Genomic DNA, 22,547 nt, shown 5'->3' on the forward strand with positions numbered 1-22,547 from the left:
TCCTCAGGCGTACTTCACGCCGGGCAGGACGCAGAGCATCTCGTACAGCAGGTTGGCCGCCAGCTGGGAGGTATTACCGCTCACGTCGTAGGGGGGCGAGACCTCCACCAGATCGGCGCCGATCAGGTTCAGGCCGCGGCAGCCGCGGACGATCTCCAGCGCCTGAATGGAGGTCAGACCGCCAACTTCCGGCGTCCCGGTTCCCGGAGCCCAGATAGGATCGAGGCTGTCGATATCAAAGCTGAGATACACCGGCCCGTCGCCCATCTGCTGGCGGACTTCGGCCATCAGCGGCGTCAGCGAGGTATGCCAGCACTGCTCCGCCTGCACCAGGCGAAAGCCCTGGTCAACGCCCCACTGGAAGTCGCCGGCGGCGTAGCCCTGGGCGCGCTGGCCAATCTGCACCACCCGTTTGAGGTCGAGCAGTCCCTCCTCAACGGCGCGGCGGAAGGTGGTGCCGTGGGCGATTTTCTCACCGAACATCTCATCATTGGTGTCGGTATGGGCGTCGACATGGATGAGCCCCACCGGCCCATGTTTTTTGGTCAGCGCCCGCAGGATCGGCAGGGTAATGGTATGGTCCCCGCCGAGGGTGAGGGGGATCAGCGGATAACTATTCAAACCGGTGTAGTAATCTTCGATAATTTGCACCGATTTGAGCAAACTGTAGGTATTGATCGGCACATCGCCGATATCGGCCACCGACAGCGAGTCGAACGGCGCGGCGCCGGTCGCCATATTGTACGGACGGATCATCACCGATTCGGCGCGAATATAGCGTGGTCCGTAGCGCGTACCTGAGCGCTGCGAGGTGCCGATATCCAGCGGAATGCCGACAAACGCCGCATCAAGTCCCTGTAAATCTTCGATAAACGGCAGGCGCATCATCGTGGCGCGGCCGGCGAAGCGTGGCATCTCATTGCCACCCTGCGGTTGGTGAAAGAGGTTATCCATGTCTGCTCCTGAATCTGACGGATGAAACGTAACAGGAGAGATAGTGCGCAACCCGCGCTGGACTTTACATCGTCTGGCGTAAATACTCAGTTCATTTATTGGTGAACTAAATACGATGCATAATGACGCCAGCCTCAATATTCGCCAGCTGCAGGTTTTCGAGGCGGTGGCCCGCCTGGAGAGCTACAGCCGGGCCCAGCAGGAGCTGGGCATTTCGGTCTCCGCCATCAGCAATGCGATGTCGCAACTGGAGGGACAGCTCGGCTTCACCCTCTGTCAGCGCGGGCGCGGCGGCTTTTCCCTGACCGAGAAAGGTCAGCAGTTTTTACAGCAGGCGATCCGCGTGCTGAGCGAACTCAATGAGCTGGAGCGGCAGTCGGCCCTGCTTAAAGGGGAGCACAGCGGCACCCTGTGCATCTCGACGCTCGACTCCATCGAGACCGAAACGGCGCTCTCGCTGCCGGTGGTTCTGCGCAGCTTCAGCGACAAATTTCCCCATGTGCATATCAAACTGATTATTCGCACCCCGGCGGAGCAACTGAACGGGGTGCTGAACAACCATATCGACCTGGCCATCGGCAGCTACAACTCGCAGGTGCATAACATCATCAGCGAGCCGCTGTACCGCGAGCAGCACTGGCTCTACTGCAGCGATCTGCACCCGATGTTCTTCAGCCGCCAGCTCGATAAAGAGCAGATCAGCCAGTGCCCGCTGGTGACCCGCAGCTACTGGAACACCAGCGATCTCCGTCGCCGGGGCTTCAGCAAAGGCAGCGCCACCGTTGAGACCGTCGACGCCCAGCTGCTGCTGATCCTCTCGGGAAAATATATTGGCTATCTGCCGGAGCATTACGCCTGGCCGTGGATCAAAGAGAACCGCCTGCGGGTGCTGCTGCCCAACGAGTTTGGCTTTCAGTCGCCGTTCTCGGCTATCTGTAAGCGCGGGCGCAGCAATGAACCCTATCTGAAAGCGTTCCGCGATCTGCTGAAGAAGAACACGGTGGCGCGGCCGAAGTGGAATTATTAAGCGGGGCGGGCGCTTCCCTCCGCCGTGGCGGCGGTTTTCCTGTTCAAAAAACGAACGGCAGCCTGTAGCCCGCTTGTGCTGGGGCTGCCGGACAACTGCCTCCAGGTTATCCACAGGGTTAGGCGCCGCAGGTGTGGACAGCTCGCCGGGCGGCGCGGTCGTTAGCGATTCGCTTTAATGGTTTTTTCCGCAATCGTGATGGTGGAGAGTTTGTGCAGGCAGATCAGCGCCTGGTGAAAGGGGGATGCGATGGCGATCGTGCCGGCCAATGAACCGGGGAATAATCCGCCAGCGTGGCCGGCGGAGGGCGCCGGGCAGGGCTTATATCGGCTTCGCCGTCAGGGTCATCATATCGCCGATCGCCCGCTGGCGGTCAAAATGGCGATCGCGGTGGATCTCGCTCTCGCCCACCTGCAGCGAGGCGGCCCAGATCTGCTGACAGCGCGGCCGGCGGCGGGCGTCAAAGTGCGCCAGCGCGGCCGCGACGCTGTCGGTCTGCTGCAGCGCTTCGCGCAGCACGATGGCATCCTCAATCGCCATGCCCGCCCCCTGACCGAGATGCGGAGTGGTAGCGTGAACCGCGTCGCCCACCAGCACGATGCGTCCCTGATACCAGGGATCGTCGACGAACAGCTCTTCCAGCGGCTTATAGACGACCTCGTCGTTGTTAACGATATGCTCGTGCAGGCTGCCCGGCAACCCCGCGCCGGGCGGCAGACGGCGGCGCATCTCCGCCGCCAGCTGATCGCGGGCGTAGCGGGGGTTATCCGCTTCGTGGGAGGTGATAAACAGATACATCAGATCGTCCGCCAGCGGCACCAGCCCGCAGTTGCAGCTCTCGCCCATAAAGCACATCAGATGGTCCACCTCCGGCGGTCGCGGAAAGTTGTAGCGCCATACGCCCTGACCGGTAAAGCGGGGGCGATAGCGCTCGCCGTACAGCATGCCGCGCACCCGGGAGTAGATCCCATCGGCGCCCACCAGCAGATCGTAGCGCCCCTGACCGCCACGGCTGAAGCTCACCTCAACCGCATCGTCAACCTGACGGAAGGCGTCAATGCTCTCGCCGGTGGTCAGTCGGACCCCTAACTCCCGGGCGGTGGAACAGAGTACGTTGTGCAGGGCCAGGCGGGAGATGCCGACGTTGGCCGGGAACTGTTCACCGGCCAGCCGCTGGCCGGGAAAGCTGGCTAGCTGCTGGCCGCTCAGGGTGTGCACCGAGACGCTGTCAAACGGCCAGGCGGCGTCCAGATAGCGTTCCAGCACCCCAAGCCGCTGCATTTCGCGCACGACATTGTTCTGCTGAATGATACCGACGCCGTAGACCCGCCACTGCGGCTGGATCTCTACGACATCGACGGCGACGCCGGCCTGGCGGAGGGCGATGGCGGTACACAGACCGCCGATGCCGCCGCCAACGATTAATACGTTATTGATGTTCATCGTAGCTGTTTTCTCCAGGGTACAGAGTAGAGGACGTTAACCAGGCCAGCGGCGCGCTGACTAATCGCGATAAAGAATGATCGCTATCGCAAAAAACGATATCGCCGTGGAAATTGAAAACAAAAAGTTGCAGAAAAGTTAAATTCAGCCACAGGATAAGCACGCCATTTCTCGCCGGGGGACCCATGCGTTACCAACATCTTGATCTGAACTTACTGGTGGCACTGGATGTGTTACTCGATGAACAGAACATCACCCGCGCCGCGGGCCGGTTGCATATGACCCAGTCTGCCACCAGCGGGGTGCTCAACCGGCTACGCACCTACTTTGAGGACGATCTGCTCACCCAGGTGGGCAGAAAGATGCGGCCCACGCCGCTGGCGGAAGAGCTGCGGGAGCCGGTCCGCGACGTGCTGATGAAAATTCAGACCTCCATTGCCCGCCGGCCGGTGGATGAGCCGGCAACCAGCAAGCGCCATTTCCGCATTATGGCCTCGGATTACGTGATCAACGTGATGCTGAAGGATGCGCTGCAAACGGTGCACCTGCAGGCGCCGAATATGACCTTTGAGTTTTTCTCGCCGGACGCCCAGTCCACCGGCATGCTCAACCGCGGCGAGCTGGATATCATCGTGGCGCCGGAGCGTTTTATGGCCGCCGATCATCCCGCCGAAGCGCTGTTTGACGAAGAGTTTGTCTGCCTGGCCTGGGCGGATAATCCCCACACCGGCGAGGCGCTGACCCTTGAAGCCTGGCAACAGCTGGGGCACGTGTCGGTGGTCTTTGGCCGCGAGCGGCAGCCGGGGCTGGAGGGCAATTTGTTTGCCGGGTCGGGGCTGAGCCGCCGTATCGAGGTGGTGACCCACAGCTACCACTGCGTTCCGCAGCTGCTGATCGGCACCTCGCGGATCGCCACGCTGCACCGGCGGCTGGCGGAGCAGTACGCGGCGATGCTGCCGCTGCGTCTTTTCCCGGTCCCGATGACGCTGCCGGTGATGCGCGAATTTATCGGCTGGCACCGCTCGCTGGATAATGATCCTATCTTCGGCTGGCTGAAAGCGAAAATCGTCGCCAGCGCACGCTAACCCACTGGTATTGCTCCCGTCGATACCTGACATCCTGAGACATGATTGGTCGCCCGCAGGTGCTTTATGTGACAGTGCCTGCGCTACAGCGATTGCGACTGAATGTTGAAGGATGACCCTATGTTTCGCTATTTCCCTAAAAACTATGTCTGGAACCTGTCGGTGGATCTCTCCATCGAGATGGGCGCCCGCATCGGTGAGATCGAAGAGATGTGCGCGCCGCTATTGGCCGCGTCCGAGCATCCCGACGCCGAAGGCACCCGCGCATTCCGGGAAACCTGGTCCCGCATGGCCGATAAATTATGCGCGCTGGCGGGCGAAGATGAAGCGCGGGGACGGCGGTTGTCGGCAGGCGAGAAGTATCTTCGGGCGGCCAACTATTACCTGACCTGCGAGCGCCTGCAGGCGCATGGCGCGCCGGACCGCGAGGCGCTGTACCGCCGCTTTCTCGATGTCTTTGCCGCCGGGCTGCACCATACCCATGCTAACTGTCAGCGGGTGACTATCCCCTACGAGGGCAAAACCCTGTCGGCGCTTTATGTCCGCGCCGAAGGGATGACCGGCCGCGCGCCGCTGCTGGTGCAGGTCAACGGTCTCGACTCCACCAAAGAGATGAAATATCTGGTTGGGCTGCCGCAGTGGCTGGCGCGGCGCGGCGTCTCCTCGCTGGTGGTCGACCAGCCGGGAACCGGCGAAGCGCTACGTCTTCACGACATGCAGGCCCGCTATGACAGCGAGCACTGGGCCAGCCGCATCGTTGACTGGCTGGAACAGCACCCGGAGGTGGATGCCGGGCGCATCGGCATGGAAGGGGTCTCGCTGGGCGGCTATTACTGCCCGCGGGCGGTGGCGTTTGAGCCGCGCTTCGCCTGCGGCGTGGTATGGGGCGCCAATCACGACTGGCGAGAGGTGCAGCAGCGCCGCCGCGAACGCGAAGGGGATTTTCCGGTACCACACTACTGGCAGCACGTGCGCTGGGTGTGGGGCGGCGAGGATATCGACGCTTTTATGCGCATCGCGGAGAACGTCCATCTCGACGGCATTCTTGACCGTATACGGGTGCCTTTTCTCGTCACCCATGGTGAAAAGGACTCGCAGATCCCGGTGAAATGGGCGCAGCGCACCTACGACCAGCTGGTGAACAGCCCGCGCCGCGAGCTGAAAATTTTCACTGACCGCGAGGGCGGTGTGCAGCACTCCAGCTTCGACAACTCAATTAACGCCGGGCACTACATCGCTGACTGGGTGGCGGAAGCCCTCGGCGGCCGGGTGGCCTGAACACGCATAAGGAACAACCGCGATGAATATTCTTGGTCCGGATTATCTGGTATTTGGCGTCGATGACCTGGCGGGCTGTCGACAGTTTCTTATCGACTACGGTTTACGCGAGCAGGAGAACGGTTTCTTTAGCGCGCTGGATGGCACCGGGGTGCTGCTGCGGGGACGTGACGATCCGTCGCTGCCCGCGGCGCTGCCCAGCGGCAGCCAGCTGCGGGAAACCGTCTATGGCGTGGCGGATAGCGCCACGCTTGAGGCTATTGCCGAGACGCTGCGCCGCGATCGCGAGGTGAAACTTGGCGCCGACGGCGTGCTGCGCTGCGTCGATGATGCCGGCTTTGCCCTCGGGTTTCGCGTCAGCCAGCGCCAGCCGCTGCAGCGGGAAGGTGAGAAAATCAACGCTCCGGGGGATCGCGCCGGGCGGCCGGTCAATCAGACCGGGGCCAGCGCCGACATGGCGGCGGAGCCGCGTTCGCTCTCCCATGTGGTCTATTTTGTGCCGGACGCCGCGCGCGCGGAAGCTTTTTATCAACGGCTGGGCTTTGTCTGTACCGATCGCTTCACCCACGTCGGCCCCTTCCTGCGACCCGCCGGCACCCAGGATCACCATACCCTGTTTCTGATCCAGGCCCCGCCGTTTATGACCGGCATTGAACACTTTACCTTCCACCTCGGCGGGCCCACCGAGTTGATGATGGCCGGCAGCCGCTTTCAGCAGAAGGGGTATCAGACCTTCTGGGGACCGGGGCGCCATCAGCTGGGATCGAACTGGTTCTGGTACTTCAACAGCCCGCTCGGGTGTCATATCGAATACGACGCCGATATGGATCAGCACGATGACCACTGGCAGCCGCGCGAAGCGCTGCCGGGGGCCGATAACTCGCAATATTTCCTGCTGGGGTATCGCGAGAAGTGGGCTCCCGGTCCGGATAACGCCCGCTGATGGTTCGCCTGTGCCGTGCCGACAGCCTGGCTGAGGGCCAGGCGCGGGGATTTGACCCCACGGGCAGCGGGCAGGCGACGGTGATTGCCTGCCGCTATCAGGGAACGCTCTATCTGTGGCGCAACCGCTGTCCGCATCTCGATACCCCGATGAACTGGCGGCAGGACGCTTTTCTCAACGCCCGGGGCGACCGGCTGGTCTGCTTCGCCCACGGGGCGATTTTTATGCCGGACAGCGGCCTCTGCGTGCAGGGCGCCTGCACTGGCCAACGTCTGAGTCCGCTGGCTGGCGACGTGGACGCCGACGGCTGGCTATGTCTGCTGGAGGAGGCAGGTCATGAAACTGGCAACACGAGATAACGGTGAACGCGACGGCTGCCTGGTGGTGGTCTCGGGCGATTTGACGCTGATGGCCGATGCGGCGGACATCGCTCCGACGCTTCAGCTGGCGCTGGAGCAGGCCGCGCGGGTGTGGCCTGCGCTGCAGGCGCGCTATCAGGCGCTCAATGCGCGCCGCTATCCGGCGGCGCAGCCCTATGATCCCCGGCGCCTGCTGGCGCCGCTGCCCCGGGCGTGGCAGTGGCTGGACGGTTCGGCCTTCCTGAGCCATGGCGAGCGCATGCAGCGGGCCTTTCACCTGCCGCCGATTGCCGGCGCCGACCAGACGCCGCTGATGTATCAGGGCAGCGGGGACGACTTTCTTGCCCCCCACGCCGGGATAGTCTGCCGCCGGGTCGAGGATGGCCTCGACTTTGAGGGCGAGTTCGCGGTAGTCGTCGACGAGGTGCCGCAGGGCTGCTCGCCGCAACAGGCGCTGAGCTGTATCCGCCTGATCGTCTTGCTTAACGATATCAGTCTGCGGGCGCTGGCGCCGCGCGAGATGCAGACCGGGTTTGGTTTTATTCACGCCAAACCCGCCTCGGCCTTTGCACCGGTGGCCCTTACCCCGGATGAACTGGGGCAGGCCTGGCAGCACGGGCGGGCGGCGCTGACGCTGCAGGTGACCCGCAATGGCAAGCCGTTTGGCTGCCAGTCGGGTAGCGAGATGCATTTCCATTTTGGCGAACTGATTGCCCATGCGGCGCAGACCCGCCGTCTGCGCGCCGGGACGGTGGTGGGTTCCGGCACGGTGTCCGGGCCGGACGCCAGCCGCGGCGCCAGCTGTATCGCCGAGGTGCGGGCCATAGAGATGCTGGCCTTCGGCGAGCCGCGCACGCCGTTTTTATCCCCGGGGGAGCGGGTGACGATGGAAGCCCACGCCCCCGATGGCCGGCCGCTGTTTGGCGTACTGGATCAACATGTTGTGATGTTAACGGAGTAAACCATGATCAATCTTTTACAGGGGCGTCGGCTGGTCGACCTCTCCGTCACCCTGGACAACAATCCCTGGACCGATCCGCCGCCGCTGCTGCCGAGCATTGAGTATCAGGATCATCAGCAGGGATGGCCGGAAATGGCGGCGATGTTCCCGGGGCTGGAAAAAGCGCAGATGCCGGGAGAGGAGGCCTGGGCCTCGGAGCGCCTGACCGTGACGCCGCACAATGGCACCCATATGGATGCCCCCTGGCACTACAGCTCGACCACCAACGGCGGCGAACCGGCGTTTGGCATCGATGAGCTGCCGCTGGAGTGGTGCCTGCGCCCCGGCGTCCGGTTGGATTTTCGCCATGTCGCCGACGGGGCGATCCTGCAGCCGGAGGATCTGCAGCGCGAGCTGGCGCGAATAGACTATTGCCTGTCGCCGCTGGATATTGTGTTGATCAATACCGCGGCCGGCGCCCGCTACGGCCAGCCGGATTACCTGCAGCGCGGCTGCGGCATTGGCCGGGCGGCGACGCTGTGGCTGCTGGAGCAGGGGGTACGGGTGGTTGGCACCGACGCCTGGAGCTGGGATGCACCCTTCCACTTTACCCGCGAACGCTTTCAGGCCAGCGGCGACGCCGGGCTGATCTGGGAGGGGCATAAAGCCGGCAGGGAGATCGCCTATGGGCAAATGGAGAAGCTGAGTAACCTGGAGCAGCTTCCCGACCACGGCTTCTGGGTGAGCTGTTTTCCCTACAAGATCCGCCGCGGCTCGGCCGGGTTTATTCGCGCGGTGGCGATTGTCGACGCCTGAAGGCGTCGATGATTATGTTAATTTAATGTGAATGCATTGTATTAATTGTGATAGCAATCGCAGTCCATGCCACCTGCATCCGGTAGGGTAGAACGGTATATGTGCTGAGTTCGCTGATGCGTTTACAGCCATTAAGCCGGGGCGTAAAACGCCTTTCTTTACCGATAAAAAATAGAACTGTAATTCATATTCTAAATAAAGAGCAGTGACGGAGAGCGGAAGATGGTGATGCACAAAGTTTCAGCAACCCCGCGCGAGGCGGGGGCCGTACAGACGATGTTACTGATGTTGGCGGCACTGTTGCCGATCATGGGGACCTTGACCATGCTGCCGGTGATGCCGCTCCTGTTCAGTCATTTTGCCGCGCAGCCGCACGCCCAGCTGCTGGTGCCGATGATCATCACCATACCGGCGGCGAGCATGGCGCTGCTGGCTCCGCTGGCGGGGATGGTAGGCGATCGCCTGAGCCGTCGCCGCCTGCTGATTGCTGCCACCGCTCTGTACGCAGGGTTTGGCCTGCTGCCGGTGATGCTCGACGATCTGTATGCCATTTTGCTGGCGCGGCTGGTGATGGGTATTGCCGACGCCTTTATTCTTACCACCGCCAATGCGCTGATTGGCGACTACTTTACCGGTGAGGCGCGTAGCAAATGGCTGGCGGTGCAGAGCGGCATAGGGTCGATACTGTCGACGCTGATCGTGCTGGGGGCTGGCCTGCTGGGAACCCTGGGCTGGTATGGTCCGATCTACCTGTATGCTCTGGCGATCCCGGTCTTTATCGGCCTGTGTCTGTTCACCGCAGAGCCAGCGACGCGCCGTCGCGTGGACAGTGTCGCTGGCGAGGAGGCTGTCGCTTTTCCACGGCGCAAAATGGCGGCGATCGGCCTGATTACCCTCGCCAGCGCGATCCTCTATTTTCTCGAACCGCTGCAGATAAGCCAGGTGTTCAGTCAGCTCGGGCTGACCTCCAGCAGCCAGATTGGCATCGCTACCGCCGTTGCCGGCATTGGCGTGCCGCTGGGCGCCTGGCTGTATGGCCGCAACGCCAGGCAGCGCGTCGACAGGCAGTTTTTCCTTTTTTACGCCATTTTTGGCCTCGGGCTGCTGTTTATCGCCGTGGCCCACAATCCGCTGGCCGGCGTGGCGGCAGCGTTCGTCGCGCAGGTCGGTAACGGAATGCTGATCCCTCTGATGCTGGCCTGGATGATGAAAGCCTTGCCGGCGCCGCACCGGGCGACGGGGATCGGCATCTGGCACACCTTCTTTTTCCTCGGCATGTTCATCAGCCCGGTTCTGATGACCTTGCTGAACGGCATGACCGGCAGCATGCAGGACAGCCTGCTGCTGTTTGCGCTGCTGACGCTGGCTATCGCCGGCGCGACGGGTATCGCCAGCGCCCGGATGGGGGGCCGCCGCGCGCTGGCTCGTTAATTTCACCTGACGACATCATTACCACACGCCCGCCGGTCTTCCGGCGGGAAGGGGAGGCCATTATTTAGAAAAAGTGTACACCTTATTTAGCGTTAACTTTCAGCCTAATTAATCCCTGTTAATAAACATATTGTGACCAATTTATTTTTCACGATATGGCGCATCTTACCTGCAAAAAATAAAAATGAGGGTTTATTATGAGTCTCTGCTGTACCGACGTAAGTAAGAAAATAGTTTTTCCACTTTCGGCGCTGACGCTGGCGATATTCTCCAGCACCGCGCTGGCCGATACCTGGACCTGTGAGCAACTGGATAAACTGAATACCCGCTCAGCGCAGGTCGTCAGCCCTCCGTCGACCTGCGAATCGCTCATCGGCGATATTGGCGGCTTTCGCAGCGCGCTGGCCGACCGTGGCTGGGGTGTCCAGTTAAGCTGGAACCCGATGGTGATGTACGATCTGAAAGGCCAGTCCGCCGACCCGCAACAATATGCCGGGCAGAATTTTACCTGGTCACAAAATATGTCGCTGAACGTCACCTATGATTTAAGTCGAATTGGTTTTAGCAAAGACGCGCAATTTACTTTTTCTCCCCAGTGGGCGACCTCGAATTATCATGACAGCTATCCGGAACTGCATAATATTGCGGTGCTGGCGGTGAACCAGCCCTTATTAAACGGCCAGCTGGAGCTGCAGTATGGTTTTTATCCGTTAATTCGTCAGTTTTACGGCATGGTGCTGGGGGGCAACTCCTCCTCAGCCGCGCTGGGGCCGACCAGCGTGATACCGGTGCAGGTGGGGATCAGCCTCAATGCGCCGACGCCGACCTTCACCGCCATCGTCCGCGACAGCGATAAGAAATTCTATAACAACTTTGCCGTCAGCCGCAGTATGTCGCCTGCCGGACACCTCGACGACGTGGAGCAGAACCCCTCGGGGCTGAAATGGCACGTCGATGGCGCCAACCCGATCCTGGTGAATGAGTTTGGCTTTAAGCAGGCGGCGGGCGAGTCGCAGCGATCGCTGTGGTTCCGCGCCGGGGCTATCTATAACACCTCGCACTACCAGTATTTTGACCAGCCCGGCGACAGCAGTAGTAACTATGCGTTCTACGTCGCCAACACCATGCAGCTGACCCAGCCGAAAAAAGGGCTTCCGCTGGGGCTGTATCTCGATGTGAAAGCGGACTACGCGCCGGACGATCGCAATGCTTACACCAGCGACTTCCAGGTGACCTTCTTTGACATCGGCCTGTTTCCCGGCCGCGAGCAGGATATGACCTCGCTGGGCTACACCCGCTCCTTTATCAGTAAGAAGTTCCGCGATTATGTCGGCGAGGCGGGAATGGAGGCGCCACAGAGCATCAACGCCATCTCCCTGTCGCACGCCCTGCGCGTGACGAAAGGGATTTACTGGATCAACGGTATCACCTGGCAGGATAACCCGACGCTGGTGCCGAAGCATGAGTCGGCGGTCCTCTGGCAGTCCTCGATGTACTGGAACTTCTGACACCGATCGCCTCAGGCTTTTAACCCCGCCCGCCGGTACGCTGCCGCCGGGCGGTTTTTTTTCGCGAATCGGCTGGCGCAGGAATAAAAAAAGAGGGCCGGCACGTTGCCGACCCTCTTTGCCATCGATCCGGGCTTAGCCCCGGTGGCTGATTTTCCCGTCGGGAGTCAGCACGAAATCGAAGGTTGCCCGGATATCGTCGCTGGCGAAACCCACCGCCAGCTGCCAGGGGCCGCTGGCCAGGTGCCATTCCTGGGCAGGCACCTGCCAGCGCTGCAGCGCGTGAGGCGGCAGGACAAGGGTCAGGGCGGCCTCGTCGTGCGCCGGGACGCTGACTGCCGCAAACTCCGCCAGCGCCGACCAGGCCGTCTCCGGCCCCCGCAGGTAGAGCTGGACCACTGCTTTCCCGGCGCGGGCGGCGCGGTTTTCCAACCGGCAGCGCAGCTGCAGAGCGTCCACCTCGTCGCCTGTCAGTGCAGCGGCGATCAGGGTGATATCAGCATACCCCAGACCGTGGCCGAAGGCCCAGGCGGCGGGGCGTTCGCGGGCGTTAAACCAGCGATAGCCTACCTGCTGGCGCTCGTGATACCAGAGATCCCCCGCGGCGTCCGGCGTCAGACTGCGTACCGGATAGTCGTCCAGGCGCTGGGCGAAGGTGACCGGCAGGCGACCGCCAGGCTCACGATCCCCGGCCAGCACCGAGGCCAGCGCCGGGCCAAACTCCTGGCCAGGATACCAGACGACCATCACCGCCGCCGCGTCAGCCAGACACCCGGTATCCACCGGATGGGCGACATTCAGTACCACCACCGTCCGTGGGTTCGCCGCGCAGACGGCGCGGATCAGGGCAACCTGATGCGCCGGCAGCGCGGTAGCGTCCCGGTCGATGCTCTCCAGACCGGCATCGGCCGTTTCGCCTATCACCAGCACCACGCTGTCGGCCGCCCGGGCATGGTCGACCGCCTGCTGCAGCAGGTCGATGGTTTGAGGGGGCTGGCAGCCGAACCAGATGCCGTGGGCGATACTGCTGCCCAGCGCCATCTCGGCCCGGAAGGTCAGGTTTTCCCCCGCCTGCAGCGGAAATTCAAGACGGGTATGCGGGGCTTGCATCAGCTTGCCCATGATATCCCCCTCCAGCGCCTCGCCGTTGAAGGTCGCCACGCGCTCGCCGTTCAATTGGAGGGCGATCTCCCCGGTGCCGCCGATCCAGAAGCCGTAGCGGCCGCTCACCGGCGCGGTGAACTGGCAGCTTACCGTCACGGTGGCGCGTTCGGTCAGGCGCAGCATGTCGCCGACGCCCGGCATATCGCGGAACCAGATCAGCGAGGAGGCGTCGCGCACCTCCTGATGAACCACGCCCCCGTCAGCGGTGGCGTAGGCAACGTCCAGACCGCGCTCGCCGGCGGCGGTGCGCAGCGGCAAATGATGCAGAGGTGGGATGCGGTAATCGCTCTCCACCCCCTGGGCATAGCTTATTTCGACCCCAGCGGCGGAAAAGCGCTGGCGAATGGCCTCCAGAGGAGAGATCAGACCCGGCATCAGCGCCACTCTGGCAAAGGTCCCGCCCTGGAAGCAGGGCGTCGTGGCGTTGGGGCCAATCACCGCCAGCCGCTGTCCCGACTGCGCGGCGAGGGGCAGCAGCCGCTGGCGATTGTGCAGCAGGACAAAGCCTGCCGCCGCCGCCTCTTCGAGGGTGTGACGCCGCTGCGCCTGGGCGGCGGCAGAGCCATCCCAGGGCAGAGGATGGCTGACCCGTTCGGCCAGCCGCGCCAGCCGGGCGGCGGCATCGTCAAGACGCCGGGCGTCGCTGTCGGTATCCATCAGCGCGGGCAGCAGGCGCTCGCCCATATGGCGGGCCGGGCCCGGCATCTCCAGATCCAGCCCGGCGCGGAAGCTGGCCGGGCCGTTCTGGGTGCCGAACCAGTCGGACATCACCAGCCCGTCCCAGCCGAGATCGCGCTTCAGCCACTGGCTGATGGCCTGATGCTGCTCGGCGCAATAGATCCCGTTCACCCGGTTATAGGCGGTCAGCATGCCCCAGACGCCGCGGCTGGCCGCCACTTCGAACGGCCAGAAATAGACTTCGCGCAGGGTGGCTTCATCGACGACCACGTTCATGGTCCGCCGATCGGTTTCTGAATCGTTACAGACCATATGTTTGACGATGCAACCCACCCCCTGGCGCTGGACGCCGTCGATCCACGCTGCGCCCAGCTCGGCGATATGCCGCGGGTCTTCGCCGAAAAGCTCAAACGCGCGGCCGGCAAGGGGGCTGCGCAACAGGTTCAGGTTAGGCGCCAGCAGCGCCTGCGTTCCGGTGCGCAGCGCCTCCTCGCCGATGACGCCGCCAACCCGGCTGACCAGCTGGCGGTCCCAGCTGGCGCCAAGCGCCAGTCCGCAGGGGCTGAGCAGGGCAATATCTCGCTCGTCCACCCGGCCGCCGGTGATCCCCATCGGGCCATCGGACAGGGTGACTGAACCCAGCGTGGAGCGGGGGATAGGGTGGGTGGACCACATCCCCATCCCGGCGGTGAGCCGCGCTTTTTCGGCAACGCTAAGCGACAGACTGAGCGCAGGCATCGGCTTGTCTCCGTAAGGGGGCGGCGGGGGCGAAGGCCAGCGCCTGTTCGGCTACGGTGGCCAGCGCGCGCTGGACCGTGTCGTCAGTGCAGCGGCCCTCACTGTCGAACAGCGACACGCCGGCGGTGTTGAGAGTGACCCCCAGCGGGGTCGGCCAGCCGCGCAGGGCATGAACGATCCCGCGCATGGCGCCGAGGGTGGTGTTGCAACCCTGCCAGCCGGCGGCGGTGACGATGCAGCCCACCGCCCGGCCATCAAGATAGACCCGGCTGTCGCCGCGCAAATCTTCCAGCAGGTCGATGGCGTTCTTCACCAGGCCAGACACCCCGCCGTGGTAGCCCGGCGAGGCCAGCAGAATGCCGTCGGCCTGGCGCACGGCTTCCACAAATGCCGTCTCCTGCGGCGTGCGGGTGGTCACTTCCGGATTAAACGGCGGCAGGGCCGCCAGTTCAGCGCCGCCGAACAGCTGGGTCTGCGCGCCGAGCGTGCGGGCGTGGGCCAGCGCGGCGGCGAGGGCGCGCTCGGTGCTGGAGCCCGGGCGGGTGGTGCCGCCGATGCCGATCAGCAGCGGCGGGCGTGAGAAAGCAGGCTTATTCATAGCAGGATCTCCCGGTTGGATTAGCGAAAGCGCGGCAGGATCTGGTCCGCGAACAACGAGATCGACTGCTGGCTCAGGCGCAGGCGCTCCTCGGTCAGCGGGCCGTTGGTGAAGCCGAGCAGCACGTTGCCGATGCCCAGCCGCTGATGGCGTTCCAGTTCCTCGGCGACGGTCTCCGGGCTGCCGTACAGGCACCAGGTTTTGATCCACTCTTCGCTGAAACAGTCCGGATGGCGGTGCAGCGTAACGCCGCTAAACTCTTCCGCCCGCTTGTTGTACTCATATTCCCGGTCGATGGCCTGCTGGTACCAGCCCATGATCTGCAGCATCTCCTCGCGGGCCTGCTCGTCGGTGGGGGCGATATGGACGCACTGCCAGGTGTGGGTGGTCCACGAGAGGCAGTGGTTCACCACCTCGTCGCTATGGCCGGCGTTGAGCAGGGCATCGCGGTAGCGGGTGAAATAGTGGGTCAGCTGGCCAAACGGATCGTTGCTGGCCGGGATCGGCGGCGTAAACGCGGGAATAAAGGCCGGCCAGCCGTTGTCGGCGGCGCGCTGCATGCTGGTTTCACGCAGCGCCACCGGCATAATGCGGTTGAAGGGTTTTTGCCAGGGGGCAGGAACGATGCGCTGGACCACCGCGCCCTTATAGTGGCCGGTTTCGAAGATGATCGGATCGTCTTCAATATTTTTCTCCCACAGCCGCTGGACCAGATCGAGGTTCTCCTGCAGCAGGCTGGAGGCGTCCTTGTAGTTCACGCCAAAGCCGATCATCTCTTCCGGCGTGGTGCCGCTGCCGATGCCCACCAGCAGGCGGCCTTCGGTGAGTTGATCCAGCAGGTTAACGCGCTCGGCGAAGCGCACCGGGTGGTGCAGCGGGACGGTAGTCACCGACATGCCGAAATGGATCTTTTTCAGCTGGCCGGCCAGGTAGGCGGCGAAGACAAACGGATCGCTGGACATCGGCGCATAGCCGGTGAAGTGATGGTCTGGCATAAAGACCGCATCGAAGCCGCGATCTTCAGCCTGGCGCGCATGTTCGATCAGCGACTGCATGACAAAACGATCCTGCTCGGGGGCGGTGGAACGGCCGACGAGGAAAACAGAGAAACGCATAGCAACTCCTGGGTTGTGTGGTGGTTGTTATTATTAAATAGAACTAGAATTATGATTCTAGTTGTTTATCAAAGAATGAAAATGACCGCCATCACACTTTTGTCACCTCGCCGACGGGGGAGTCGGGTGGGCAATTTGCAGCGCGGTCGCTAACTGCAATACACTGCGGGGGTTTTCTATGTATAAAGAGGTGAGAACTGCGATGACCGATCTTCCCGCGATGCGCCAGCCGAAACAGGACCGGAGCCGGGTGGCGCTGGAGCGGCTGATGGCCGCCAGCCGTGAAATCCTGCATGAAGGCACCTTTGAGCTGCTGACCATTGCTGAAATCAGTAAACGCTCGGGCGTTTCTGTCGGCTCGATCTATGCCCGCTTCGGCGGCAAAGAAGATCTGTTTATCGCCGTCATGATGGAGGTGATGCAGGAGCTGGACGCCGAATGGCAGCAGCTGATCCAGCAGCTGCACGCGCGCAATCTGCCGCTGCGCCAGCGGCTTCCGGCGCTGATGGATGTCCAGGCGGAGTATTTGCGTCGCCATGCCGGGATCCTGCGGCCGTTTATGGCGCGGGCGGATGATGAGCGCGTGGCGGGAATTGGGAAAGCCGCTTACCAGAAAAACGAGCAGACCTTTATCGACCAGCTGCTCGATGCCGCGGCGGAGATCCGCCACCCGGAGCCAGAGCAGGCCGCCCGCTTCTGCTTTACGGTTTCGTATGCCGCGCTGGCGCGCTTCCTCGGCCTGGGATCGGCGGCGGAAGCCGCCGGTGAGGGCGACTGGGAACAGCTCAAACGCCATCTGGGCATGATGTGTCTGAGCTATCTGATTACCCCCGTCGAGGCCGGCTAAGCCGCGGGATTTTACTTCGCTAACTGCCAGGCGCTGGCCTGCTTGTGCTGACGCAGGCGCTGGCTATGGCGGGAGAAAGTATAAAGAAATATCGCGGCGGCCAGCACCAGCGCCGCGATGCCGAGCGTCAGGAAGGCGCTCAGCACATCGTTCCCGGCCCGCAGGCGGATCGCGCCAACGATGATCGGGCTGACAAACATGCCCGCGAAGAAGGCCCCGGACCAGGCGCCCATCGCCCGGCCGCAGTAGGCGGGCGGAATCAGCGACCCTACCCAGTAAATCATTGCGTTAATCGCCATGCCGGCTCCCAGCTGCTGGATGGCGGAGCCGATCCCCATGGCGATCGCCGTCCGTGATTCACCCACCACCAGCATCCCGATCCCCATCAGGCAGAGCATGATGGCGAGCACGCGCTCCGGCGTATAGCGGCGGGAGACCAGACCGAACAGCAGCGAACCGACCGGCACGGCGAGGCTGACCAGCGACATAATCAGGCCAATACGCTGCGGACTGGCGTTTTGCAGGGTATGAAAGGCGTTGGCGCCATTGATGGTGTACACGTAATAAATGATGGCGCAGACAAAGGTCAGCACGCTGAGGGCGATCACTCGCGGCCACGGAAACGGATTATGCTGCGCCGCCTGGGCGGCGTGCTGCGGACGGGCCGCCTGAGCCGGTTCGAACATCCAGAAGTACATCGCCAGGAACAGCAGGATGGCGACAAAGTAGATCATAAAGGCGCCGTTCCAGCGCAGGGCGGTCAGATAGCCGGAGCTGGCCAGCACCAGCACCGCCAGCGCCGGGCCAATCACCCCCTGCACCGTCAGCCAGAAGCGGCGCTGTTTGTCGTCGAAGTAATCGATCAGCATGGTGTTAGCGATGGTCAACACCACCGCCTCCGCCAGCCCGACGCCGAGGCGGCTGCAAAAGATGCCGGTCAGGGAGGTGATGTACAGCGGCATAGTGCCGCAGATGCCATACAACAGCGTGGCGCTGAGCAGCAGTTTACGGCGGCCAAATTTATCCGCCAGCCAGCCGGTGCACGGCCCGGCGATGGCGATCACCAGTCCGGGCGCGGTCAGCATCAGCGGCACCAGGGTTTCGACATAAGGCACCCCGGCAAAGTGCTGGATCAGCGTCGGGACCGCCGGCGCCAGGGAAACGATCGCCAGGATGGGCAGAAAGGCGGTCAGGGCGATGATGATGCCCTGGATCGCGCCGGCTTGTGGCGCGTGGGGCGGATTCAGGCTATGGCTCACGACGTTCTCCTTTTATCGCGCGGGTCGCCTGTCGTTGGCGGCGGCGCGGTTTTTTAGTATGCAGGTCAGGGATACAGGTGGCGGCGGGAATAGCCGCGGATTTAAGAGTAGGAGCAGGAACGGCGCGGGGAAAAATTGTGATTACGTATGTGATCCATCACAAACAAAAATACCATGGGTTTTATGTGGATTTTGCGGCAATAAAAAGGCGACCGATGTCGCCTTTCGCGAGGAGCCGGGGCCGCTTTTGCCCCGGTAAGCCAGAGGCGCTACAGCAGGCGCGCCACGATATCGTCAGCGGCGAGGATCGCCAGCGCGACGCTGGTCAGCGTCGGGTTGCAGGCGGTTGAGGTGGGGATCACGCCGTTGCCGCCGACGTACAGATTGTGAAAACCCCACACCCGCGAGCGGCGGTCGGCCACGCTGGTGCCGTCGTTCGCTTCTCCCAGGCGACAAGTTCCCTGGTAATGCAGCGAGGTGCCCGCCGGCAGGATAATGGCCTCACCGCCAGGCGCGACGCGGCCCAGCGCGGCGCCGACGCGTTCGGTCACCGCCACCGCCTGCTGTAAACGCCGGCGATCGCCGTCGGTTAACTGATAGTTAAGCTGCATTTTCGGCAGCCCTACGGCGTCGGTGTCATCACTGAAGACGATTCGATCCTCCTCGCGCAGCTCCTTGGCGAGAAACAGCCCCAAGCCCACCACCGGCTTCGTCGCAGTCCCCGGCGGCTGGGTAAAGGCGATCGGCGAAGTATCCATCTGCATCAGCTGACCGTGGAACGGGAAATCAGGCTCATGGAACGGCAGCCAGGTGACGCCGGAGACATTGTCCCGTCCGTCGCGCAGCGGGGAGGTCGGCGTGGCGGCGGCCGGCGGGGCGTCCACTTCAATCAGGGCGATCACCTGCGGCTGGTCGTTGAGCCAGCGCCCCAGCGCCCGCGGGCGGATGCCCGAGGCGTACAGCAGCTGAGGGGTACGCAGCGCATCGGCGGCGACCACTACCGCTTTGGCCGTCACCACGTACTGCTCGCCGGTACGCAGATCGCGCAGCTCTGCCCCGCAGGCGACGCCGTCTTCACTGAGGATCCGGGTGCACAGGGTGGCGGTACGGATCTCCACCCCGCGCTGGCGGCGGGTCTCTTCCTCCGCCAGCTCGCCAAGCACCACGTCGACGCCGGACCAGCGCGGCTTGCCCTCCGGCGTCGCGGCGCAGGCCAGCGGCATAGGCTGCGCCAGCCGCGCCGGCGGACGGTCGCTGGCGAAGTGCTGATTAAGGGCATCGACGATTTGCCGGCCGATGGCGGTGGCCGGAAATCCTTCGCGGGTCACCTGCAGATAATGCTCAGCCGACTCCCAGGCGTCGGCCATCTCCCGCGGCTCGAGGAAGGGAATGACTTCGCTGCCGCCCGGTCGCGGACAGGCGCAGGTCCAGTGGACGCCCATGCCGCCGAGGTTAGTGGAGAGCGCGGCGGCCGGCATGCCGCTGTGGGGCGCCGCCGGGTCGAGAAGGTGGGTGCCGGGCCGTGCCTGCAGGGCGTCTGCCGGCAGGTTCTCCGGCAGGGCGGCCAGCGGAAACGCCCGGACGCGGTCGTAGGCCGTTTCCCGCTGCGCTGGCGCCAGGTTGCGGATATTAACCCCGGTCGCGGACGTCAGCGCTTCGCCGGCTTCCACCACCAGGATCCGCGCGGCGCGGCGATCGGCAATCCGCCGCGCGAAAGTGGCGCCCACCGGGCCGCTGCCAATAATCAGTACATCGATGTTTTCATCCATATCAGTCCATGCCTTTGTTGTTCTCCGGGCGCATGCCCGTTGCAGGTGTACAGAAAATAGGTACTACAGCTTTGTGCGTCCTGATAAATGGTTCCTCATGATAGCAGCCATTGCCGGACGCGATAGGTCATGCCTTACCCGCCGGGGGAAGCACCGAGACGGGCAGCAGGCGGCTGAGGGCGGCAATCGCCAGCAGGATCAGGGCGCCAAGGGTCAGCAGAGTGATAAAGGCCCCGCGGCAGGCGTCCGGCGCGGAGGCGCTTTGCGCCAGATAGAAGCCGCCGAGGGTCGCCATGCCGAGGGCGGCGCCAAACTGCTGGCCGGTGCGAAATAATCCCGACGCCGCGCCGGCGTGGGCCACCGGGATCGCCGCCATGGCAAAGGCCGGCAGCGGGGCGGAGATAAGCCCCATCCCACAGCCGCACAGGCCGAACCCTAGACCCAGCGCGGTCAGCGCCAGCGTCCCCGGCACCGTGGCGATCCCGTAGCCCATCAGCAGCAGGCCGCTCATCTGCACGGCCACCCCGACCAGCGTCACGTTACGCCCAAGACGAGGCGATAGCCGGCGGCCGGCGATGGCGATGGAAAACATCGCCCCAAGGGCGAAGGGGATGTGCAGCAGGGCGGTATGGAACGGGCTGAAGCCCAGTCCGCTCTGCAGCACCAGCGCGGTGGCCAGCAGCAGCGAGGCGGTGGTCAGCTGATAGAGCAGGGTGATGACGATCCCGGCGCGAAAGAAGCGGTCGCGAAGCACCGCGGGGGGAAACAGCAGCGTGCCGCCCCGGCGTTCACGGCCCAGCAGATGACGCCAGAGGAGTGACACCGTGATGAGCGACAGCAGCGGCGGCAGCGCCATCCATAGCGGCCAGCGCAGGGCGGGGCCTTCGATCAGGGTGAGCAGCAGCGCGCCGCCGCCCACCACCGCCAGCAGGGTTCCCAGCGGATCGATACCTTTGGCCTCCGGGCTGCGCACCGCCGGCAGCGCCCGCCAGGCGAGAGCGACGGCGATAACGATCACCGGCACGTTGATCAAAAAGATCGGCCGCCAGCTGAGGCCGAACAGATTGCTTTCGATGATGATCCCGCCGAGCACCGGGCCGAGGATCCCGGCGGCGCCGCCGAGCAGGCCGAAAATACTCATCACCCGGAAACGCTCGTGCGGGCGATACAGCACCTGCATCAGGGAGAGAATTTGCGGGCCCATCATTGCCCCGCTGGCCCCCTGCGCAATACGCATCGCCACCAGCATCTCCGGGCTGGCGGCCAGTCCGCAGCCGGCCGATGCGGCACCAAACGCCAGCAGGCCGCTGATAAACAGCCGCCGGTAGCCATACAGATCGCCGAGCCGACCGCCGGTGAGCAGCAGAATGGAGAAAAAGAACAGGTAGCCGGTGACCACCCATTCAATTTGCCGCGGGCTGGCGAGCAGATCCCGCTGTACCACCGGGATGGCGACATTAATGATCGAGACGTCGATGATCTCCAGCACCAGCGCTATCGAAACCACCAGCGTGGCCAGCGTGCGCTGCCGCTCGCTGGTATAGGGAGGCGCCTGAACCGTGGCCGCCGAAGCGTTATTGAGCATGATGTACCTTCAGATTTGGTTAAAAACTTGTTAAATGATGTTGACAATTTATAGCAACCAGAGATTAGAATTAGAGCACTCATTCTGGTTATGCCGCGTCAGATCCTGCTGTTGACCGCGAAGCCAGAAGGGAAGGCGTCACACTGCCGCTCCGAAACAGAATAAGAATTCTTATTCTAATTTTGTTTGTTTTGTTCTGGCAAGTAGAGAAGGGGGTCGGATGTATTTGTCCGCATGTATTGAATGGCTGTTTCGTGAAGAGTATCCCGATTTCAGCGATCGGGTCCGGGCAGCGAAAGCGCAGGGATTCAGCCATGTTGAGTTTCATCTCTGGCGTGATAAACCGCTGGCGGCGCTGGCGCAGGCGCTGGAGGAGACCGGCGTGAGGCTGTCGAGCTTCGTGGTGGAGCCCCGGCGCAGCCTGGTGGATCCGGCGGAGCATGAGCAGTTTCTGGCGGCAGTGAGCGACAGCCTGGCGGTCTCGCGCCAGCTGGGGTCGCCGCCGCTGGTGGTGGCCTCCGGCTTCAGCCGCGAAGGGGTGGCTATCGCCGAACAGCAGGCGCAGGCGATCCACATCCTGCGCCAGGCGGCGACGCTGGCGGAAGCCGCCGGGGTCACTCTGCTGCTGGAGCCGCTCAACACCCGCATCGATCATCCGGGGATGTTCTTAAACAACACCCGGCTGGCGCTGGACATTATCGAGGCGGTCGACAGCCCGCGGCTGCAGCTGCTGTTTGACGTCTATCACTCGATGGTGATGGAAGAGGAGATGGAGGAGGTGCTCGGCGGCAGAATGCATCGGGTGGGGCACGTGCAGATAGCGCAGGCGCCGGATCGTAACGAACCGGATCCGCGCAGCGGCGAGTGGCCCGACGTGATCGCCCGGCTGCAACGCCTGGGCTACAACGGGGCCATTGGCCTGGAGTATAAACCGTCGCTGCCCGCAGCGGCCTCGGTGGCCCGCGCACGCGAAGCGACCGGCTTATCCTGTTAACCAACTTACCTGGTAC

The 22,547-nt window shown here is 63.3% G+C and carries 19 protein-coding genes; 11 read left to right on the plus strand and 8 right to left on the minus strand.

Annotation, left to right across the window (positions count from 1 at the left end):
- Window positions 1-3: 3 nt before the first annotated feature.
- Complete coding sequence (gene speB, locus ACLEXF_RS18020; RefSeq protein ID WP_053810043.1) at window positions 4-954, minus strand: agmatinase; 951 nt, start codon at window positions 952-954, stop codon at window positions 4-6.
- Between the two features lie 115 nt (window positions 955-1,069).
- Between speB and ACLEXF_RS18025 the strand changes: the two genes are divergently transcribed.
- The gene (locus ACLEXF_RS18025; protein ID WP_004205760.1) at window positions 1,070-1,981 is read left to right on the plus strand and encodes a LysR family transcriptional regulator; all 912 of its coding nucleotides are present in this window, start codon (window positions 1,070-1,072) and stop codon (window positions 1,979-1,981) included.
- A 321-nt stretch (window positions 1,982-2,302) separates the two neighbouring features.
- Here ACLEXF_RS18025 and ACLEXF_RS18030 read toward each other — a convergent pair whose 3' ends face one another.
- Entirely contained in the window at window positions 2,303-3,424 is a 1,122-nt protein-coding gene (locus tag ACLEXF_RS18030) for an FAD-dependent oxidoreductase (protein WP_203559160.1), read from the minus strand.
- Window positions 3,425-3,609: 185 nt separating this feature from the next.
- Between ACLEXF_RS18030 and ACLEXF_RS18035 the strand changes: the two genes are divergently transcribed.
- From ACLEXF_RS18035 to ACLEXF_RS18070, 8 genes are all read left to right on the plus strand, one after another.
- Window positions 3,610-4,509: a LysR family transcriptional regulator gene (locus ACLEXF_RS18035; RefSeq protein WP_423265796.1), complete on the plus strand. Its 900-nt coding sequence runs from the start codon at window positions 3,610-3,612 to the stop codon at window positions 4,507-4,509.
- 120 nt (window positions 4,510-4,629) lie between these two features.
- The gene (locus ACLEXF_RS18040; RefSeq protein ID WP_048295393.1) at window positions 4,630-5,787 is read left to right on the plus strand and encodes an alpha/beta hydrolase family protein; all 1,158 of its coding nucleotides are present in this window, start codon (window positions 4,630-4,632) and stop codon (window positions 5,785-5,787) included.
- Window positions 5,788-5,809: 22 nt separating this feature from the next.
- Window positions 5,810-6,730, plus strand: a complete 921-nt coding sequence (locus ACLEXF_RS18045) for a VOC family protein (RefSeq protein ID WP_043521370.1) — start codon at window positions 5,810-5,812, stop codon at window positions 6,728-6,730.
- Window positions 6,730-7,089, plus strand: a complete 360-nt coding sequence (locus ACLEXF_RS18050) for a Rieske (2Fe-2S) protein (RefSeq protein ID WP_407259621.1) — start codon at window positions 6,730-6,732, stop codon at window positions 7,087-7,089. The genes ACLEXF_RS18045 and ACLEXF_RS18050 overlap by 1 nt, the downstream gene beginning before the upstream one ends.
- Window positions 7,067-8,050 carry a fumarylacetoacetate hydrolase family protein gene (locus ACLEXF_RS18055; RefSeq protein WP_048325418.1) on the plus strand — a complete coding sequence of 328 codons (984 nt, stop codon included), beginning with the start codon at window positions 7,067-7,069 and terminating at the stop codon, window positions 8,048-8,050. The genes ACLEXF_RS18050 and ACLEXF_RS18055 overlap by 23 nt, the downstream gene beginning before the upstream one ends.
- Window positions 8,051-8,053: 3 nt before the next feature.
- Window positions 8,054-8,845 (plus strand): cyclase family protein, encoded by a 792-nt coding sequence (locus ACLEXF_RS18060; RefSeq protein ID WP_043521374.1) that lies wholly within the window; start codon window positions 8,054-8,056, stop codon window positions 8,843-8,845.
- A gap of 228 nt (window positions 8,846-9,073) precedes the next feature.
- Window positions 9,074-10,276, plus strand: a complete 1,203-nt coding sequence (locus ACLEXF_RS18065; RefSeq protein WP_407259622.1) for an MFS transporter — start codon at window positions 9,074-9,076, stop codon at window positions 10,274-10,276.
- Window positions 10,277-10,473: 197 nt separating this feature from the next.
- Window positions 10,474-11,784 carry a carbohydrate porin gene (locus ACLEXF_RS18070; RefSeq protein WP_043521376.1) on the plus strand — a complete coding sequence of 437 codons (1,311 nt, stop codon included), beginning with the start codon at window positions 10,474-10,476 and terminating at the stop codon, window positions 11,782-11,784.
- Between the two features lie 135 nt (window positions 11,785-11,919).
- Here the strand turns inward: ACLEXF_RS18070 and ACLEXF_RS18075 are convergent, their stop codons facing one another.
- From ACLEXF_RS18075 to ACLEXF_RS18085, 3 genes are read right to left on the minus strand one after another with little or no spacing between them, the layout of a single operon-like run.
- Window positions 11,920-14,364 (minus strand): glycoside hydrolase family 3 C-terminal domain-containing protein, encoded by a 2,445-nt coding sequence (locus ACLEXF_RS18075; protein WP_423265800.1) that lies wholly within the window; start codon window positions 14,362-14,364, stop codon window positions 11,920-11,922.
- The gene (locus ACLEXF_RS18080) at window positions 14,339-14,962 is read right to left on the minus strand and encodes an NADPH-dependent FMN reductase (protein WP_064178276.1); all 624 of its coding nucleotides are present in this window, start codon (window positions 14,960-14,962) and stop codon (window positions 14,339-14,341) included. The genes ACLEXF_RS18075 and ACLEXF_RS18080 overlap by 26 nt, the downstream gene beginning before the upstream one ends.
- Before the next feature lie 20 nt (window positions 14,963-14,982).
- Window positions 14,983-16,077 (minus strand): LLM class flavin-dependent oxidoreductase, encoded by a 1,095-nt coding sequence (locus ACLEXF_RS18085; RefSeq protein ID WP_048325410.1) that lies wholly within the window; start codon window positions 16,075-16,077, stop codon window positions 14,983-14,985.
- A gap of 202 nt (window positions 16,078-16,279) precedes the next feature.
- Here ACLEXF_RS18085 and ACLEXF_RS18090 point away from each other — a divergent pair, with 202 nt between their 5' ends.
- Window positions 16,280-16,924: a TetR/AcrR family transcriptional regulator gene (locus ACLEXF_RS18090; protein WP_048325409.1), complete on the plus strand. Its 645-nt coding sequence runs from the start codon at window positions 16,280-16,282 to the stop codon at window positions 16,922-16,924.
- 11 nt (window positions 16,925-16,935) lie between these two features.
- Here ACLEXF_RS18090 and ACLEXF_RS18095 read toward each other — a convergent pair whose 3' ends face one another.
- From ACLEXF_RS18095 to ACLEXF_RS18105, 3 genes are all read right to left on the minus strand, one after another.
- Window positions 16,936-18,183, minus strand: a complete 1,248-nt coding sequence (locus ACLEXF_RS18095) for an MFS transporter (RefSeq protein ID WP_043521380.1) — start codon at window positions 18,181-18,183, stop codon at window positions 16,936-16,938.
- 269 nt (window positions 18,184-18,452) lie between these two features.
- Complete coding sequence (locus ACLEXF_RS18100) at window positions 18,453-19,952, minus strand: GMC oxidoreductase (RefSeq protein WP_407259624.1); 1,500 nt, start codon at window positions 19,950-19,952, stop codon at window positions 18,453-18,455.
- A 127-nt stretch (window positions 19,953-20,079) separates the two neighbouring features.
- Entirely contained in the window at window positions 20,080-21,537 is a 1,458-nt protein-coding gene (locus ACLEXF_RS18105; RefSeq protein ID WP_407259625.1) for an MFS transporter, read from the minus strand.
- Window positions 21,538-21,757: 220 nt separating this feature from the next.
- Here ACLEXF_RS18105 and ACLEXF_RS18110 point away from each other — a divergent pair, with 220 nt between their 5' ends.
- Entirely contained in the window at window positions 21,758-22,531 is a 774-nt protein-coding gene (locus ACLEXF_RS18110; protein WP_064150726.1) for a TIM barrel protein, read from the plus strand.
- Window positions 22,532-22,547: the final 16 nt, after the last annotated feature.

The organism is Klebsiella pneumoniae complex sp. WS1778, from assembly GCF_049472055.1.
Lineage (GTDB): Bacteria > Pseudomonadota > Gammaproteobacteria > Enterobacterales > Enterobacteriaceae > Klebsiella > Klebsiella quasipneumoniae.

Coding starts and splice junctions, on each gene's coding strand:
- speB (WP_053810043.1), bottom strand. CDS start 954: ATGGATAACCTCTTTCACCAACCGCAGGGTGGCAATGAGATGCCACGC.
- ACLEXF_RS18085 (WP_048325410.1), bottom strand. CDS start 16,077: ATGCGTTTCTCTGTTTTCCTCGTCGGCCGTTCCACCGCCCCCGAGCAG.
- ACLEXF_RS18025 (WP_004205760.1), top strand. CDS start 1,070: ATGCATAATGACGCCAGCCTCAATATTCGCCAGCTGCAGGTTTTCGAG.
- ACLEXF_RS18065 (WP_407259622.1), top strand. CDS start 9,074: ATGCACAAAGTTTCAGCAACCCCGCGCGAGGCGGGGGCCGTACAGACG.
- ACLEXF_RS18100 (WP_407259624.1), bottom strand. CDS start 19,952: ATGGATGAAAACATCGATGTACTGATTATTGGCAGCGGCCCGGTGGGC.
- ACLEXF_RS18090 (WP_048325409.1), top strand. CDS start 16,280: ATGACCGATCTTCCCGCGATGCGCCAGCCGAAACAGGACCGGAGCCGG.
- ACLEXF_RS18050 (WP_407259621.1), top strand. CDS start 6,730: ATGGTTCGCCTGTGCCGTGCCGACAGCCTGGCTGAGGGCCAGGCGCGG.
- ACLEXF_RS18080 (WP_064178276.1), bottom strand. CDS start 14,962: ATGAATAAGCCTGCTTTCTCACGCCCGCCGCTGCTGATCGGCATCGGC.
- ACLEXF_RS18040 (WP_048295393.1), top strand. CDS start 4,630: ATGTTTCGCTATTTCCCTAAAAACTATGTCTGGAACCTGTCGGTGGAT.
- ACLEXF_RS18110 (WP_064150726.1), top strand. CDS start 21,758: ATGTATTTGTCCGCATGTATTGAATGGCTGTTTCGTGAAGAGTATCCC.
- ACLEXF_RS18045 (WP_043521370.1), top strand. CDS start 5,810: ATGAATATTCTTGGTCCGGATTATCTGGTATTTGGCGTCGATGACCTG.
- ACLEXF_RS18055 (WP_048325418.1), top strand. CDS start 7,067: ATGAAACTGGCAACACGAGATAACGGTGAACGCGACGGCTGCCTGGTG.
- ACLEXF_RS18030 (WP_203559160.1), bottom strand. CDS start 3,424: ATGAACATCAATAACGTATTAATCGTTGGCGGCGGCATCGGCGGTCTG.
- ACLEXF_RS18105 (WP_407259625.1), bottom strand. CDS start 21,537: ATGCTCAATAACGCTTCGGCGGCCACGGTTCAGGCGCCTCCCTATACC.
- ACLEXF_RS18075 (WP_423265800.1), bottom strand. CDS start 14,364: ATGCCTGCGCTCAGTCTGTCGCTTAGCGTTGCCGAAAAAGCGCGGCTC.
- ACLEXF_RS18060 (WP_043521374.1), top strand. CDS start 8,054: ATGATCAATCTTTTACAGGGGCGTCGGCTGGTCGACCTCTCCGTCACC.
- ACLEXF_RS18070 (WP_043521376.1), top strand. CDS start 10,474: ATGAGTCTCTGCTGTACCGACGTAAGTAAGAAAATAGTTTTTCCACTT.
- ACLEXF_RS18035 (WP_423265796.1), top strand. CDS start 3,610: ATGCGTTACCAACATCTTGATCTGAACTTACTGGTGGCACTGGATGTG.